At 68.4% G+C, this 15,138-nt stretch carries 13 protein-coding genes; 11 read left to right on the top strand and 2 right to left on the bottom strand.

Annotated elements, in window-relative coordinates:
- The first annotated feature begins 32 nt into the window (after nucleotides 1-32).
- Genes ACFE7K_RS00375 through ACFE7K_RS00330 form a run of 10 tightly spaced genes read left to right on the top strand, consistent with a single transcriptional unit; the run spans nucleotide 33 to nucleotide 12,330 of the window.
- On the top strand, nucleotides 33-635 hold the full coding sequence (locus ACFE7K_RS00375) for an XrtA/PEP-CTERM system exopolysaccharide export protein (RefSeq protein WP_375396165.1): 603 nt from the start codon (nucleotides 33-35) through the stop codon (nucleotides 633-635).
- A 14-nt stretch (nucleotides 636-649) separates the two neighbouring features.
- On the top strand, nucleotides 650-2,170 hold the full coding sequence (locus tag ACFE7K_RS00370) for an XrtA system polysaccharide chain length determinant (protein ID WP_375396164.1): 1,521 nt from the start codon (nucleotides 650-652) through the stop codon (nucleotides 2,168-2,170).
- On the top strand, nucleotides 2,167-3,087 hold the full coding sequence (locus ACFE7K_RS00365) for an AAA family ATPase (protein WP_375396163.1): 921 nt from the start codon (nucleotides 2,167-2,169) through the stop codon (nucleotides 3,085-3,087). Before ACFE7K_RS00370 ends, ACFE7K_RS00365 begins: the two co-directional genes overlap by 4 nt.
- A gap of 2 nt (nucleotides 3,088-3,089) precedes the next feature.
- On the top strand, nucleotides 3,090-4,682 hold the full coding sequence (locus tag ACFE7K_RS00360; RefSeq protein ID WP_375396278.1) for a hypothetical protein: 1,593 nt from the start codon (nucleotides 3,090-3,092) through the stop codon (nucleotides 4,680-4,682).
- Nucleotides 4,683-4,717: 35 nt separating this feature from the next.
- A complete protein-coding gene (locus tag ACFE7K_RS00355) occupies nucleotides 4,718-5,743 on the top strand; it encodes an ExeA family protein (RefSeq protein ID WP_375396162.1) in 1,026 nt (341 codons plus the stop codon).
- Nucleotides 5,744-5,769: 26 nt separating this feature from the next.
- Nucleotides 5,770-6,600: an XrtA system polysaccharide deacetylase gene (locus ACFE7K_RS00350; RefSeq protein ID WP_375396161.1), complete on the top strand. Its 831-nt coding sequence runs from the start codon at nucleotides 5,770-5,772 to the stop codon at nucleotides 6,598-6,600.
- Nucleotides 6,597-7,670 (top strand): FemAB family XrtA/PEP-CTERM system-associated protein, encoded by a 1,074-nt coding sequence (locus tag ACFE7K_RS00345; protein WP_375396160.1) that lies wholly within the window; start codon nucleotides 6,597-6,599, stop codon nucleotides 7,668-7,670. The genes ACFE7K_RS00350 and ACFE7K_RS00345 overlap by 4 nt, the downstream gene beginning before the upstream one ends.
- 3 nt (nucleotides 7,671-7,673) lie before the next feature.
- Nucleotides 7,674-8,879 carry a TIGR03087 family PEP-CTERM/XrtA system glycosyltransferase gene (locus tag ACFE7K_RS00340; protein WP_375396159.1) on the top strand — a complete coding sequence of 402 codons (1,206 nt, stop codon included), beginning with the start codon at nucleotides 7,674-7,676 and terminating at the stop codon, nucleotides 8,877-8,879.
- Entirely contained in the window at nucleotides 8,876-10,414 is a 1,539-nt protein-coding gene (gene xrtA / locus ACFE7K_RS00335; RefSeq protein ID WP_375396158.1) for an exosortase A, read from the top strand. Before ACFE7K_RS00340 ends, xrtA begins: the two co-directional genes overlap by 4 nt.
- A 35-nt stretch (nucleotides 10,415-10,449) precedes the next feature.
- Nucleotides 10,450-12,330, top strand: coding sequence for an XrtA/PEP-CTERM system amidotransferase (locus ACFE7K_RS00330; protein ID WP_375396157.1), 1,881 nt, complete (start codon nucleotides 10,450-10,452; stop codon nucleotides 12,328-12,330).
- Between the two features lie 91 nt (nucleotides 12,331-12,421).
- Here the strand turns inward: ACFE7K_RS00330 and ACFE7K_RS00325 are convergent, their stop codons facing one another.
- Nucleotides 12,422-12,604, bottom strand: a complete 183-nt coding sequence (locus ACFE7K_RS00325; RefSeq protein WP_375396156.1) for a hypothetical protein — start codon at nucleotides 12,602-12,604, stop codon at nucleotides 12,422-12,424.
- A gap of 93 nt (nucleotides 12,605-12,697) precedes the next feature.
- Here ACFE7K_RS00325 and ACFE7K_RS00320 point away from each other — a divergent pair, with 93 nt between their 5' ends.
- On the top strand, nucleotides 12,698-13,987 hold the full coding sequence (locus tag ACFE7K_RS00320; RefSeq protein ID WP_375396155.1) for an MFS transporter: 1,290 nt from the start codon (nucleotides 12,698-12,700) through the stop codon (nucleotides 13,985-13,987).
- A 69-nt stretch (nucleotides 13,988-14,056) separates the two neighbouring features.
- Here the strand turns inward: ACFE7K_RS00320 and ACFE7K_RS00315 are convergent, their stop codons facing one another.
- The gene (locus ACFE7K_RS00315) at nucleotides 14,057-15,100 is read right to left on the bottom strand and encodes a deoxyhypusine synthase (RefSeq protein WP_375396154.1); all 1,044 of its coding nucleotides are present in this window, start codon (nucleotides 15,098-15,100) and stop codon (nucleotides 14,057-14,059) included.
- Nucleotides 15,101-15,138: the final 38 nt, after the last annotated feature.

Below are 15,138 nucleotides of genomic sequence, written 5' to 3'. Positions count from 1 at the left end.
GCAAGCTGTCGCATGGCTTGATAGGTGCCGGTATGAGCGCGACCGCTCTCGGCGGATGTGCGGGTGGCGGCGGCCGGCCCGAACTGCCGCCCGCTAGCTTCGTCGCGACGCGCGAACAGCCGGGCGAGGAATATGTGATCGGGCCCCTCGACCAGTTGAACGTGTTCGTCTGGCGCAACCCCGAATTGTCGGCGAAGGTTCAGGTGCGACCCGACGGTCGCATCACCACGCCGTTGATCAACGACATGCCCGCGGTCGGCAAGACCCCGGCGATGCTGGCGGACGACATGAAGGTCGCGCTGTCGACCTATATCAAGGACCCGATCGTCTCGGTCATCGTCGAGAACTTCCAGGGCACCTACAGCCAGCAGGTTCGTATCGTCGGCGCCACCGAAAAACCGGCGTCGATCCCCTATCGCGCCAACATGACCCTGCTCGATGCGATGATCGCGGTCGGCGGACTTAACCAATATGCGGCCGGCAACCGCGCGCGGCTGGTTCGCTATGACCGCGCGACGGGCAAGCAGCACGAATATGGTATCAAGATCGGCAAACTCCTGAAGGACGGCAACTCGTCCGCCAATGTCCGGCTGGAGCCGGGCGACGTCATCATCATCCCCGAATCGATGTTCTGAAGGACGTATCGCGGATGAACGGTATCTATGACGAGGCCAGGCTGGCGCTCCATGCGGTCTGGAATCGTCGCTGGCTGGCGCTGGCGGTGGCATGGACGGTGGCAATCCTCGGCTGGCTGGTCGTCAGCCAGATACCCAATCGCTATGAAAGCAAGGCGCGCGTGTTCGTTCAGATGGGCAGCGTCCTGCCGTCGCGGATCGGCATCAGCCCGGCCGACCAGCAGCGCGACCTCGACACCATTCGCCAGACGCTGACCAGCGCGGTCAACCTGGAAAAGGTCGTGCGCGGCACCGACCTGGCCACCAGCGCGACGACGCCGGCGACGATCGCCGAGCGCGTGGCCGGGCTGGCGCAATCGATCAAGATCGTTGCCCAGCAGGACAACCTCATCGAGATCACTGCGAGCGCAGCAAGCCCCAAGCTGGCCGCGCAGATCGTCCAGAAGCTGATCGCGATCTTCGTCGAGGAGAATCTGTCGGGCGATCGCAACGACACGCAATCGACATTGCGCTTCCTCGACGACCAGCTCGACCAGCTCCAGAAGCGGTTGCAGGACGCCGATGCCAAGCGCGCGGCGTTCCAGACACAGTATCTCGGCTCGCTCCCCGGTACGGGCTCGCTACCGGATCGGATGAGCACCGCGCGGTCGCAGATAGCCGATGTCGACAGCCAGCTTGCGGCAGCGCAGAGCAGCCTTGCGGCGGTCAACGGCCAGATGGCCGGCACGCCGCCGACAATGCCCGGCCTCGCCGGTGCCGCGATCGGAGTCGGACCGGCGCGCGCGCGGTTGGCAGCGATAGAAGGCCAGCTCGCCGACGCCCGGGCCAGGGGCTATACCGACAGCCATCCCGACGTCATCGCGCTCAGGAGCCAGCTCGCCGCTGCGCGGGCCGCGGCGGCAGGCGAGCCGGTTACCGGCGGTGCGGGGGGGGCAGCGTCCAATCCGGTCTACCTTTCGCTGCGCTCGATCCAGGCCGACAAGCAGGCCCAGGTCGCGGCGCTGTCCGCACGCAAGGCGCAGCTCCAAGCCGACATGAACGCCCTGACTGTAAAGCTGAACGGCGATCCCGCGGTCGCCGCCGAACAGGGGCAGATCGAACGTGACTATCAGGTCCTCAAGGACCAGTATGACAAGCTGCTCAGCGATCGCGAACAGGTCGGGGTCCAGGCGCAAGCGCAGGCGCGGACCGATTCGATCAAGTTCCGCGTGATCGACCCGCCGACCGCGCCGCGCGCGCCGGCCTCGCCCAATCGCCCGCTGCTGTTGACCGGCGTGCTGATCGCCGCCGTGGCGGCCGGCATCGGCGCCGCTTTTGCGCTGGCGCAGCTGCGCACGACCTTCGCGACCGCCGCGCGGCTCGAAAAGGCGACCGGCATGCCGGTAATCGGATCGATCAGCGAGACGGTGCCGGCGGCGGCGGCGTGGCAGCGTCGGCGGCTGCGCACCGCCTTTGCCGGGGGTGCGGGCGGGCTGGGGCTCGCTTATGCCGGGCTGCTCGGCCTGGAGATGATCATGCGGAGCCTGGCGGCATGACCCAGGCCAGACCGAATGGCGGCACGCTGATCGAGCGCGCCGCGGCAATCTACGGCTACAGCGCGCCTCTGCGCGCCAGGGTGCCCGATGGGATTCCCGAAGAGCGGCGTCCGGCGCCTCCCGCTCCGGTGCCTACCGCGCCCACGCCGCCGGTTTCTGGCGAACGCCTGCCCATGGGTAGGCGCAGTGTTGCGATCGATCGCGCGCTGCTGGAGCAGAACGGTTTGCTGGTTCCGGGCGCGGCGATCGGCGCCCAAGCGGAGGAATTCCGGCTGGCCAAGCGCCAGTTGCTGCTGGCGGCGCGGGCAATGGCCGCCACGAATCCCGCCAAGGCGCGGACGATCCTGGTCTGTTCGCCCGGGGCGCAAGAGGGCAAGACCTATTGCGCGATCAATCTCGCCATATCGATGGCGGCCGAGCGCGATACACGCGTCCTGCTGGTCGACGCAGATTTCGCCAAGCCCGACGTCATGGCGCGGCTGGGGGTAGAGGATGGTCCGGGACTGCTCGACGCGATCGCCGACCCGCGCCTTGCGATCGAACAATGCGTCGTCGCAACCGACATTCCCCAGCTCAGCCTGCTGCCCGCTGGCGGCAAGTCGACCAGCGATACCGAATTGGCGGCGAGCGACCGCACTCGCGAATTGATCGCCGAGCTGCTGGCGGCCGATCCACACCGGATCATCGTCTTCGATTCGCCGCCGGCCTTGGCAGCATCGCCGGCGTCGGTACTGGCGCTGCAGGTCGGTCAGGTCATGCTGGTGGTGCGCGCCGATCACACGGCGGAAGGCGAACTGCGCGAGGCGGTCCAGCTGCTCGACGGCTGCGACCGGATCCAGCTGCTGCTCAACAAGGTGGCGCTGGCGCCGCGCGGTAATCGGCTGGGGGGCTATTACGGGCTCGAGGATAGCCGGTGAGGATGGCGGCGGCGATCGTCGCGGCGGCGCTGGAGATGGCGGCGGTCGCGCCCGCCGTGGCGCGTGATCGCGCGACGGCAATCCAGCCCTATATCGAATTAAGCCAGGTGCTTACCGCCGACGTCCAGTCCGGCGACGTGCTTACCTATACCTCGGTCGCGGCGGGGATCGACGCGTCGATCCAGTCGCGGCGCACCAGCGTCAGCATTTCCGCGCGGTATGAACGGCAGATCGCCTGGGACCGCAAAGCCGCCGACGCCGACATCCTGACCGGCGTGGCAAGCGCGCAAGTCGCGCTTGCCCCCGGCCTGACGATCGGGGGCGGCGCGCTCGCCACCCGCACCCGCAGCGACATCCGCGGCGGGGCGCCGGTATTCTTCAACGGCACCGACCGCAACGTCAGCAACGTCTATTCGGCCTATGTCGGTCCCGCCCTGACGACCGGCAACGGTCCGATCAAGCTCGGCGCTTCCTACCAGTTCGGCTACACCAAGGTGACGTCGCCGGGTTACTCAACGTCGGGACTAGCCGGCACGCCGCTTGATCGTTTCGACGATTCCACGACCCAAGTCGCGACCGCTACCGCCGGCTTTGCCGCCAACACGATCGCGCCGTTCGGCGCAACGCTGAGCGCGGCCTGGGAACGCGAGGATGCCGGGCAGCTCGACCAACTTTATATCGGCAGGTTCGTCCGCCTCGATCTCGTGCTGCCGGTCGCGCGAACCGTTGCGATAGAGGGAGGCGTCGGTTATGAAAAAATCGAATCGGGTGCGCGCGATCCGTTGCTCGACGCCGACGGCCAGCCGGTCGTCGACGGGCGTGGGCGGTTCGCGACCGACCCCGCCTCGCCGCGCCGCATCGCTTATCGCACCGACGGCCTGATCTACGATGCCGGCATCGTGTGGCGGCCGAGCCCGCGCACCATGTTGGAGGGGCGGGTGGGGCGGGGGTATGGGTCGATCAGATATACCGCCTCGTTGAACTACGCGCCGCGACCCGATATCGGGCTGCGGATCGGCGTATATGACGGGATCGAGACGTTCGGACGCCAGTTGCGCGACGGCATCCGATCGCTGCCCGACACGTTCGTCAACACCCGCGACCTGCTGGCGCAGCGGTTCAACGGCTGCACGTTCGGCACCGCCGGGGGCGGGGCGTCGGGAGCGTGCCTCAATTCGGTATTCCAGTCGGTGTCGACCGCGACCTACCGCGCGCGCGGCGTCGATGCGGTGCTGACCAAGACTCGCGGCCAGACCGTGCTGGGGATCGGCGCAGGCTATGCCGACCGGCGCTTCTACGGCACCGGCGGCCCCGGCTTCACGATCGACGGCGTCAGCGACGACAGCTATTACGCGCAGGCGTTCTTCTCGACGCCCGTTGGCGCCAATGCCGGGATCAGCGCCGATCTGTTCGGCAATTACTATGACAGCGGCCTCGCGCCCGGCATCTACAGCATCGGCGCGACGGGTTCCTATTATCGCAATTTCGGTCGGCTGGCGACGACGCTGTCGGCCGGGATATACAGTTTCAGCCAGGAGGGGGCGGACGACCAGGTTTCCGCCCAGGCGCTGGTCGGGGCACGATACCGGTTCTGAAGGCGCAAGCGGCGGACCCAGCGGGGAGGGTGGATATGGACGAAGATCATTATGGATTGACCGCGCGGCCGTTCGCGCTGACCCCCGATCCGGCATTCTGGTTCGACACCGCCACGCACCGGAAGGCGATGGCCTATCTGGGCTATGGGCTGCACCTGGGCGAAGGGTTCATCGTCATCACCGGAGATGTCGGCGCGGGCAAGACCATTTTGGTCGGCCATCTGATGGCGACGATCGATCGCGATCGGCTGCACGTCGTCCGGCTGGCCTCGACTCAGCTTGGTGCCGACGACCTGCTGCGGATGGTTGCGGACGGGCTGGAGGTTGACGGCAGCGGCATGACCAAGGCGCAGTTGCTGGTCGCGATCGAGCGCGGGCTGCACGCCGTCGCGCGATCGGGCCGCCGCACGCTGCTGATCGTCGACGAGGCGCAGGCGCTGGCGATCGAGGCGCTGGAAGAATTGCGGATGCTGTCCAATTTCCAGGCGGGCGGCCAGGCGCTGCTGCAAATCTTCCTGCTCGGCCAGCCCGAATTCCGCGCCGCGCTCCAAGGCTCGGACCGGCTGGAGCAGCTGCGCCAGCGGATCATCGCCGTCCACCATCTCGATCCGATGGGCCCCGACGAAGTCGCGCCCTATATCGGCCATCGTCTGGCACTGGCCGGGTGGCAGGGGCGGCCGGGCTTTACCGCCGGCGCCTGCCAGGCGCTGCATCGCGGGTCCGGCGGTGTGCCGCGGCTGCTCAACCAGCTGGCCGGGCGCGTCTTGCTTCAGGGCGCGATCGAGGGGCGTGACGTGATCGACGGCGCCCTCGTCGAGGCGGTGATCGCCGACATCGCCGCCGACCTGCCGGTCACGACCGAGCCGGCTGCCGCCCCCGCCGCCCCCGCCGCCATCGCCGCCGCCATCGTTCCCGAGACATCCGAGGCGCCGGCGCGGCTGGCCATGATCGAGGCGCGGCAGGACCAGCAGGATGCGGCGCTGCGTCGCGTATTGACGTTGCTGGTCGACTGGATCGAGGGCGAGGATGCGCGCGCGCTGCGCGGCAATCGCGCGGCGTGAACCAGCGGCGCCCCTTGACCAACGGCATGTCGGTCGATGTCGAGGAATGGTTTCAGGTCGGCGCTTTCGAAAACGTGATCGATCGGGCCGATTGGGACGGGCTGGCCAGCCGTGTCGAGGATAATATTGGTGCGGTGCTCGACCTGTTCGCCGAAACGGGCACCAGGGCGACGTTCTTCACGCTGGGCTGGGTCGCCCAGCGGCACCCCGCGCTGATCCGCCGGATCGCCGATGCCGGGCATGAGGTAGCCAGCCACGGCTGGGACCATGTTCGCGTGTTCACGATGACGCCGGAGGCGTTCCGCGCCGACATCGCCCGCGCGCGCGCCGCGCTGGAGGATGCCGCGGGGCAGAAGGTTACCGGCTATCGCGCGCCGAGCTTCTCGATCGACCAGCGGACGCCCTGGGCGCACGATATCCTGGCCGAGCAAGGCTATGTCTATTCGTCCAGCGTCGCGCCGATCGCGCACGACCATTATGGCTGGGCCGCGGCGCCGCGCGTCCCCTGGCGCCCGGTCGACGGCGCCGCGCTGATCGAGCTGCCGATCACGCTGGCGCGGGTTGCCGGGCGCAGCATCGTGACCGGCGGGGGTTTTTTCCGGATGTTGCCGGCGGCAATCACCAACCGCGCGATACGGCGCGCCAATGCCGACGAGGGGCGCCCGGCGATCTTCTATTTCCACCCGTGGGAGGTCGATCCCGGCCAGCCCCGCGTCGCGCGCGCGCCGCTCCGGTCACGGCTGCGCCATTACAGCCGGCTGGGGGCGATGGCGGGCAAGCTGCGCATGCTGGTCGCCAACCATTGCTGGGGCCGGATCGACGCGATCGCCGCCATCGAGGCGGCGCGGCTGGGATGACAATGCCGCTGGTCGCCCGCCCGGTCGCGATCAATGTCGCCGACCTGAAGGATAGTCGGGACCGCGCGCGGATCGAGGCGTTCGTCCGCCGCCAGCCGCATGCGACGCCGTTCCATTTGCCGGGCTGGAGCGCGGGGGTCGCGCGCGCCTGCGGCCAGCGGTCGCATTATCTGGTCGCCGAACAGGCCGATGGCGAACTGGCGGGCATACTCCCGCTCACCGAGGTCCGCTCGGCATTGTTCGGCAGGGCGTTGGTCTCGGCCGGCTTCGCGGTCGACGGCGGCATCCTGACCAGCCGCGACGACGTCGCGACGGCGCTGGCCGAAGCGGGCTGGGCGCTGGCAACGAAGCTCGGCTGCCCGAGCCTGGAAATGCGGGGCGGTCCGGCGCCGGGGGAAGGCTGGCTGATCGACGCGCATACCTATCTGGGCTTTGCCCGCGACCTGGCCGGGGACGACGAGGCCGAATTGCTCGCCGTCCCCAGGAAGCAGCGCGCCGAAGTCCGCAAGGCGCTCGCCGCCGACTTCCAGGTGACGATCGGGAATAAGCCCGCCGACCTGGCGCTGCATTACGCCGTCTTCGCCCAATCGGTCCGCAATCTGGGCACACCGGTATTTCCACGGCGATTGTTCCATGAAATCGCGCGCGAATTCGGCGAGGACGCCGACGTCGTCACGATCAGCCACCGGGGCAGGCCCGAGGCGAGCGTCTTCAACCTCTACATGAACGGCATCGTCCATCCGTTCTGGGGTGGCGGCACCAAGGCGGCGCGGATGCTGAAGGCCAATGACCGCGTCTATTACGAGATCATGCGCCACGCGCGTGGCCGCGGCATGACCCGGTACGATTTCGGCCGGTCGAAGGCCGGCACCGGGGTCGCGGCATACAAGAAGAGCTGGGGCTTCGATCCGGCGCCCCTGTATTATGCCCGGCGTGTGGCGGCGGGCGAGGCGCCGCGCGAGATCAATCCGCTCAGCCCCAGATACCGCCTGCAGGTGGCGCTATGGAAGAAGCTGCCGCTGGTCGTCGCCAATTTCCTGGGGCCGGTGATCGCCAAAGGCCTGGGCTGAGCCATGGGCGACATCCTGTTCCTGGCACACCGCGTGCCGTTCCCGCCCGATCGCGGGGACAAGATCCGCGGCCATCATGTCCTGAAATTCCTGGCGGCGCGGGCGCGCGTCCACCTGGTCGCGTTCGCCGACGACCCCCGCGATATGGATTGTGGAAAGCGACCGACCGGCCTGGCGTCCGATCCGACGATCGTGCGGCGGGAAAAGGCGCGCCTGACCGCGCTTGGCGAGGCATTGATCCAACGTCAGCCGATGTCGCTGACCGCGTTCGATCATCGGGAAATGCGCGCCGCGGTCGACCGCGTGCTGACGCGCGAGACGATCGACACGATCTACGTCTTTTCGGGGCAGATGGCGCAATATCTGCCGCCGCGCGCCGGCGGCCGCGTAATCATGGATTTCGTCGACATGGATTCGGCCAAGTTCGCCGATTATGCCGCCGAATCCAACGGACTGATGGCGTGGCTGATGCGCCGTGAGGCGCGGCTGCTCCAGGCGTTCGAGCGCCAAATAGCGGGGCAGGTCGACGCCGCATTGCTGGTAAGCGCGACGGAGGCGGCGCTGTTCCGCCAGCATACCGGCGCCGCCAACGTCCATGTCGTCGAAAACGGCATCGACGCCGATCTCTACGATCCTGTCGGGGTCATGCCGGTCGCCGGCGTCGGCCCGCTGATCGTGTTCACCGGCCAGATGGATTATCGGCCCAACGTCGCCGGCGTGACGTGGTTCGCCGACGCGATCCTGCCGCAGGTCCGCGCGCGTTTCGCCGCGGCGCGGTTCGCGATCGTCGGCCGCAACCCCGGCGCGGCGGTGCGCGCGCTGGGCACGCGACCGGGGATCGAGGTGACCGGCGAGGTGGCCGATGTGCGCGGCTGGCTGGCGGCGGCGGCATGCGTGGTGGCTCCGCTGAAGGTCGCGCGCGGCGTCCAGAACAAGGTGCTGGAGGCGATGGCGATGGCGCGACCGGTGGTCGCCAGCAGGGCCGCGGCCGAGGGCATCGACCATGACGGCACGATCCTGGTCGGTGCCGATGCCGCCGGGCTGGCCGACGCGGTCAATCGCGTGCTCGCCGACCCGGCGGGCTCGGCCGGAATGGGCGCGGCGGCGCGGCGGCAGGTAGTCGCCCGTTATGGCTGGAACGCGCGGCTCGCCCCGCTCGACGCGCTCCTCGGGCACGGCGTTGCCTGTCCGGCACGGTCGGCGGCATGACGCCGTCCGTCGCCACGGCCGCCACGCGGGAGGGCTGGACGATCGTCCCGGCATGGCGCCGGCCGCTGGCGACACTGGCGGTGGTCGCTGTCCTCATCCTGCTGCTGTTCGCGCGCGACAGCGCGGCGCTGTCGCAGATTTACTGGACCAGCACGACCTTTGGCCATTGCCTGTTCGTCGCACCGGTGATCGGCTGGCTGGTGTGGCAGCGGCGGCGCGAGCTGGCGCGATTGACGCCGCAGGGCTGGGCGCCGGGTCTGGCGATCGTCGCCATTGGCGGCTCTGGCTGGCTGGTCGGGGACGCCGCTGGGGTGGCGCTGGCGCGGCATTTCGGGCTGGTGATGATGCTCCAGGGCATCGTGGTTACACTGCTCGGTCCCAATGTCGCCCGCGGACTGCTGTTTCCGCTGGGATATGCATTCTTCCTGATACCGTTCGGCGAGGGGCTGGAGCCGCCGCTGCAGGACGCGACGGTGTGGATCGCGATGCACCTGCTTCACCTGGTCGGCGTGCCGGCGACGGTCGACGGCGTGCTGATCACGGCGGGCCCGATGTATTTCGAGGTCGCCGAGGCCTGTTCGGGTGCCAAGTTCGTGATCGCGATGTTCGCTTACGGCGTTCTCGTCGCCAATGTCTGCTATCGCACATGGCCGCGCCGCGTGGCGTTCCTGGCGATGGCGCTGGTCGTGCCGGTCATCGCCAACGGCCTGCGCGCGTTCGGGACGATCTGGGCGGCGTGGCTGACCAGCGTCGAGCAGGCGACGGGCCTCGACCATGTCGTTTATGGCTGGGTGTTCTTCGGGCTGGTGATGGCCGGGGTGATGGCGATCGGCTGGCGCTGGTTCGACCGCGCGCCCGATGCGCCGGCGTTCGATCCCGAACGATTGCGCCGCCCGATCCGGTGGCGGCTCGATCCGATCGTCGCGGGCGCGCTGGCGCTGGCGCTGGCCGCGCTCTTTTCGGCCTGGTCCGCCGGCATCGCCGGCCGGACGCAGCAATTGCCCGCGCGGATCGACCTGCCGCAAATCGCCGGCTGGACCCGCGCGCCGATCAGCACGCGCGCACCATGGGCGCCTTATTATCCCGGCGCCGATCATTACCTGCTGGGCCGCTATGTCGACGCCGCCGGCGATGCGGTCGACCTGTCGGTCGCGGTCTATGGCGACCAGCGCGAGGGGCGTGAGCTGGTCGGCTTCGGCATCGGCGTGGTGCGCGAGGACGATCGCTGGGTAAAGGTCGACGACCGGCCCGCCCTTTTCGGCGCCGGAATCGTCCGGATCACCGCCGCCGGCCCGGTGGAGCGCCAGGTCGCGACATGGTATCGCATCGCCGACATGACGACCGCCGACCCCCGGATGGTGAAGATCGAGACGTTGAAGGCGCGCCTGTTCGGCGGGCCCCAGCGCGCGGTCGCCGTGCACGTTTCGGCCGAGGCACTACCCGGGCGCGATCCACGCATGGCGATGGCGCGGTTCGTCGCGGCGTTGGGCTCGATCGACCGCCTGGCCGACCGCAGCGCGGGCATGGCGGACTGACCGGCATGGCTTACTAGCCGGCATGGCTTACTAGGATGTGCGGCATTGCCGGGCTGTTCCACCCGGGCACGCCCAAGCCCGTCGAGCGCTTACGCGTGCTCGCCATGGCCGACGCGCTGGCGCATCGCGGCCCCGACGGAGCGGGCGTATGGACCGCGCCGGGCGTCGGCCTCGGCCACCGCCGCCTCGCGATCATCGACGTCGCCGGCAGTCCGCAGCCGATGCACAACGGCGACCTGACCGTCACCTATAACGGCGAGATCTACAACTTTGCCGAGGTCCGCGCCGACTTGCAGGCGCTGGGCGCGCGGTTCGCGACCGACGGCGATACCGAGGTGCTGCTCCACGGCTGGCGCGCCTGGGGGCCGGCCATGCTCGACCGGTTGAACGGCATGTTCGCCTTTGCGCTGCACGATGCCGGGCGGCAATGCCTGTTCCTCGCGCGCGACCGGCTGGGGGTGAAACCGCTTCATTATGTCGAATTGTCCGACGGGTCGGTCGCCTTCGCCTCCGAACTGAAGGGGCTGCTCGCGCACCCGCTGTTGCGGCGCTCGCCCGATGCGCGCGCGATCGAGGATTTCATGGGGCTGGGCTATGTGCCCGACGACACCTGCCTGGTCGCGGGCGTCAGGAAGCTGCCCGCCGCGCACTTCCTGCTGCTCGAACGCGGACGGCCGGTGCCGCCGCCGCGTCGCTGGTGGGACCTGGACTTCACCCGCCGCGCACGCGGATCGGCGGCGGACCTCGGGGCCGAGCTGGTCGATCGCCTGCGCCGCGCGGTCCGGCTCAGGATGGTGTCGGACGTCCCGCTCGGCGCGTTCCTGTCGGGCGGGGTCGACAGCTCGGCGGTGGTCGCGCTGATGGCCGAGGCGTCGTCGGGCGCGGTCCGGACCTCTACCATCGGCTTTGAGGAAGCCGGGCATGACGAGCGCGCTTATGCCGCCGCAATCGCCCGGCGCTACCACACCGATCACCGCGAGCGGACCGTCGCGGCCGACGATTTCGCACTGATCGACCGGCTGACCGCGGCGTTCGACGAGCCCTTTGCCGATGCCTCCGCGCTGGCGACGTTCCGCGTGTGCGAACTGGCGCGCGAGACGGTGACGGTCGCCCTGTCGGGGGACGGGGCGGACGAGGCGTTTGCCGGCTATCGCCGCTATCGCTTCCAGGCAACCGAGGAACGGGTACGCTCCATGCTGCCCGGCAGTCTTGCGCCGCGCGTGTTCGGGGCGGCGGGCCGCCTTTATCCCAAGGCCGACTGGGCGCCGCGTGCGCTGCGCGCCAAGACCACGCTGCTGGCCCTCGCTGACGATGGCGCGACCGCTTATGCGCGATCGGTCGGCGTCACCACGCCGGCGGTGCGCGCGCGCCTGTTCACGCCCGCCGCATGGGCCGCGCTCGACGGCCACCGGGCCGAGCATCGCTATGTCGCCACGATGCGCGACGCCCCCGCGCGCGACGCGCTCGACCGCGCGCAATATGCCGATCTCCGGCATTGGCTGCCGGGGGACATCCTGACCAAGGTCGATCGCACCAGCATGGCGGTCGGCCTGGAGGCGCGCGAGCCGTTGCTCGACTATAAGCTGCTCGAATTCGCCGCGACCCTCCCGGTGGCGATGCGTATCCGGCGCGGACACGGCAAATGGCTGATGAAGAAGGCGATGGAGCGGTATCTGCCGCGCGACATCCTCTATCGGCCCAAGATGGGGTTCGTCACCCCGATCGGCGCGTGGTTCCGCGGACCCCTGGCCGGCGAGGCAGGCGCGCTGGCGAGGTCGCCGCGGCTGCTCGAACGCTTTGACGCACACGCCATCGCGGCCTTGGCGGAAGATCACCGTACCGGCCGCGCCGAGCATGGCCGGACCTTGTGGCAGCTGGTGATGCTCGACCGCAGCCTCGCGCGCCTGTTCGGGTAGGTACATTCCGCTCGGAGTCTGTTTGAAACCTGCTGAGCGCACGTTTTGGCACCGCATTGAAACTCGCTTTTCGCGAGTTTCAAACGGACTCTTAGCGCAGTTTGACGATCGACAGGCCGTCGGCCTTGGCGCGATCCTTGACCGATTCCTCGCTGCGGGTCAGCGCCCTGGCGATCGCCTTCAGCGCCATGCCCTTCTTCGCCAGCGCATGGAGCTTCTGGATCTCGTCCTGGGTCCAGGGCTGGCGGTGGCGCTCGAACTTGCCGTCGGACATTGCCGCGCTGGTGGGCCATGCGGCGCGTCCGGTCAAGCCGCTTGCCGGGCGCCGCGTTGCATGACAGCATCCGGCGGCAAGCGGGGGAACGGCATGCGCGATGGAAGTATACGGCCCGTCCTGACACGGCGCCAGGTGGCGGCGGTCGTTGCCGGCAACGGCCTCGAATTCTACGATTTCGTCACCTATTCGTTCTTCGCCGCGCAGATCGGTCGCGCGCTTTTTCCGCAAGGCGGCGGTTATGGACTGCTGCTCAGCCTGGCGACGTTCGGGGTGGGCTTCGTCACCCGGCCGCTGGGCGGGCTGATCATCGGGCGGATCGCCGACCGGCGAGGGCGCAAGCCCGCGATGCTGCTCTCGTTCGGCGGCATGGGGTTCGCGCTCGTCGGGCTGGCGCTGACGCCCGGCTATGCGACGATCGGGATGGCGGCGCCGGTGCTCGCGGTGCTGTTCCGGATGATCCAGGGGTTCGCGCTGGGCGGTGAGGTCGGGCCGAACACCGCGTTCCTGCTCGAATCGGCGCCGCCCGGCAAGCGCGGGCTGTTCGTGTCGTTCCAATATGCGACGCAGGATGGCGCGGTGCTGCTGTCGGGGCTGGTCGGCGTCGCTCTGTCGTCGATGCTGACCGGGCCACAGCTCGACGCCTGGGGGTGGCGGATCGCGTTCCTGCTGGGGGCGCTGATCGTGCCGTTCACGCTGGCGGTGCGGCGGTCGCTGGCCGAGACGTTGCCCGACCATGCGCCGGAGGCGGGCGGGACAACGGGATATGCCAGGGTGATCGTGGCCGGCCTGATGCTGATCGCGGCGACCACCATCGCCAATTACACGCTCGACTATCTCACGACCTATGCCCAGACGACGCTGAAGATGGAGGTCAACACCGCCTTCGGCGCGACGGTGATGATCGGGCTGGGCGGGGTGGTGGCGGACCTTGCCACTGGCAGATTGTGCGATCGGTTCGGCCGCAAGCGGGTGCTGCTGGTGCCGTGGGTGGCGTTGATCCTCCTCGGCATGCCGGCGTTCCTGCTGATGGATCATTTCCGGTCGGCGACGGCGTTGCTGTCGATGAGCGCGGTGCTGTCGCTCTTACTGTCGGCGGCGGCGGTGCCGGCGCTGGTGCTGTTTACCGAGGCGTTGCCGGTCAGGGTCCGCGCCGGGTCGATCGGGCTGGTCTATGCGACGGCGGTCGGGCTGTTCGGGGGAAGCGCGCAGCTCGTCGAGCACCAGCTGATCGACTGGACGGGAATCGCCATAGCTCCAGCCTGGTACATGACCGCCGCGTTGGTGATCGGGCTGGTCGGCGTCGCGCTGATTCGCGAGATATCGCCTCCACCCCGCGACGTGCGCGCGGGGGCGGATTTCATCGCGCTCGAGCCGCTTTAGGGTTGTTGGAAACTCGCGGGAGAGCGAGTGCCGGTGCGGTGCCGCCTGAACAAGACTGGCCCCAGCCACTCAATCGAACAAAGTCGCCCAGCGGCGCTTGGCGCGGTCCTTCCACAGGCCGCGATGGTACGCATCGCTGGCCAGCAGCGGCATCACCGATCCGGCTTCGGCAAACACCATCTGCTCGATGCCGGTATTGACCTTGCCCCAACTCGCCGCCTCCTGCAGCGTCGAGGAGGAACAGGCGCCGTCGCGCACGTCGGCGACGGTGATCTGCACCGCATATTTATGCACCTGGACATCCTCATGGCCCAGGATCTCGGCGCACACCACGGTATCCTGAACGAAGTTCTTGGGCACGCCGCCGCCGATCATCAGCAGGCCAGTGGTGCCGGCCTTGATCTTGATGTCGGTCAACTCGCGGAAATCGGCGATCGCGTCGAGCACCATGTACGGCTCGCCCGCCCTGGCGCGGTCGACCTGATGCTTGACGAGGCCGAACCCCGCCGAGGAATCGACGAATGCCGGACAGAAGATCGGCACGTCATGCTCATAGGCAAGCTTGACCAGGCTGTTGTCCTTCTTGCCGTGCGCGACGAGATACTTGCCCATCGCGCGGATGAAGGCGCGCGACGAATACGGCCCGGGATCGAGACCGTTGGCGATTTCGAGGATCGTGTGGTCGCAATCCTGGAGCTGTTCCTCGTCGATATAGGTGTCGTAGATGCGGTCGATATAGAGCGAACGCAGCGTGTCATCGTCGGGAACTTCAAGTGCCTGGTAATGCTTGTGGCCAAGCCCTTCGAAGAAATCCATGTCGACGATCGTGGCGCCGGTGGCGACGATCACATCGACCATGTTGGAGCGGACGAGCTCGGCATAGAGGTCCATGCAGCCGCCGGCCGACGTCGACCCCGCAATCACCAGGAAGATCGTGCAGTCCGGATCGGCCAGCATCTGGTTGTAGATGTCCGTCGCCCGGCCGAGGTCGCGACTGGTGAAGCTCATCTTCTTCATCGCATCGACGATCGGTCGCGCGTCGAAGCTGGTGATGTCGATATGCTCGACCATGGTCGAGAGCAGCTCGGCCTTGCGGTTGGTGAGGTCGTCCATCTCTTCAAATCCTAGGCAAACTCCCGTCACCCCGGCTT

Origin of the sequence: uncultured Sphingomonas sp. (assembly GCF_964244265.1) — a bacterium.
GTDB lineage: Bacteria > Pseudomonadota > Alphaproteobacteria > Sphingomonadales > Sphingomonadaceae > Sphingomonas.
Note: the sequence above shows the minus strand (reverse complement) of the source record. Positions and strands in the feature narration are given on the sequence as shown.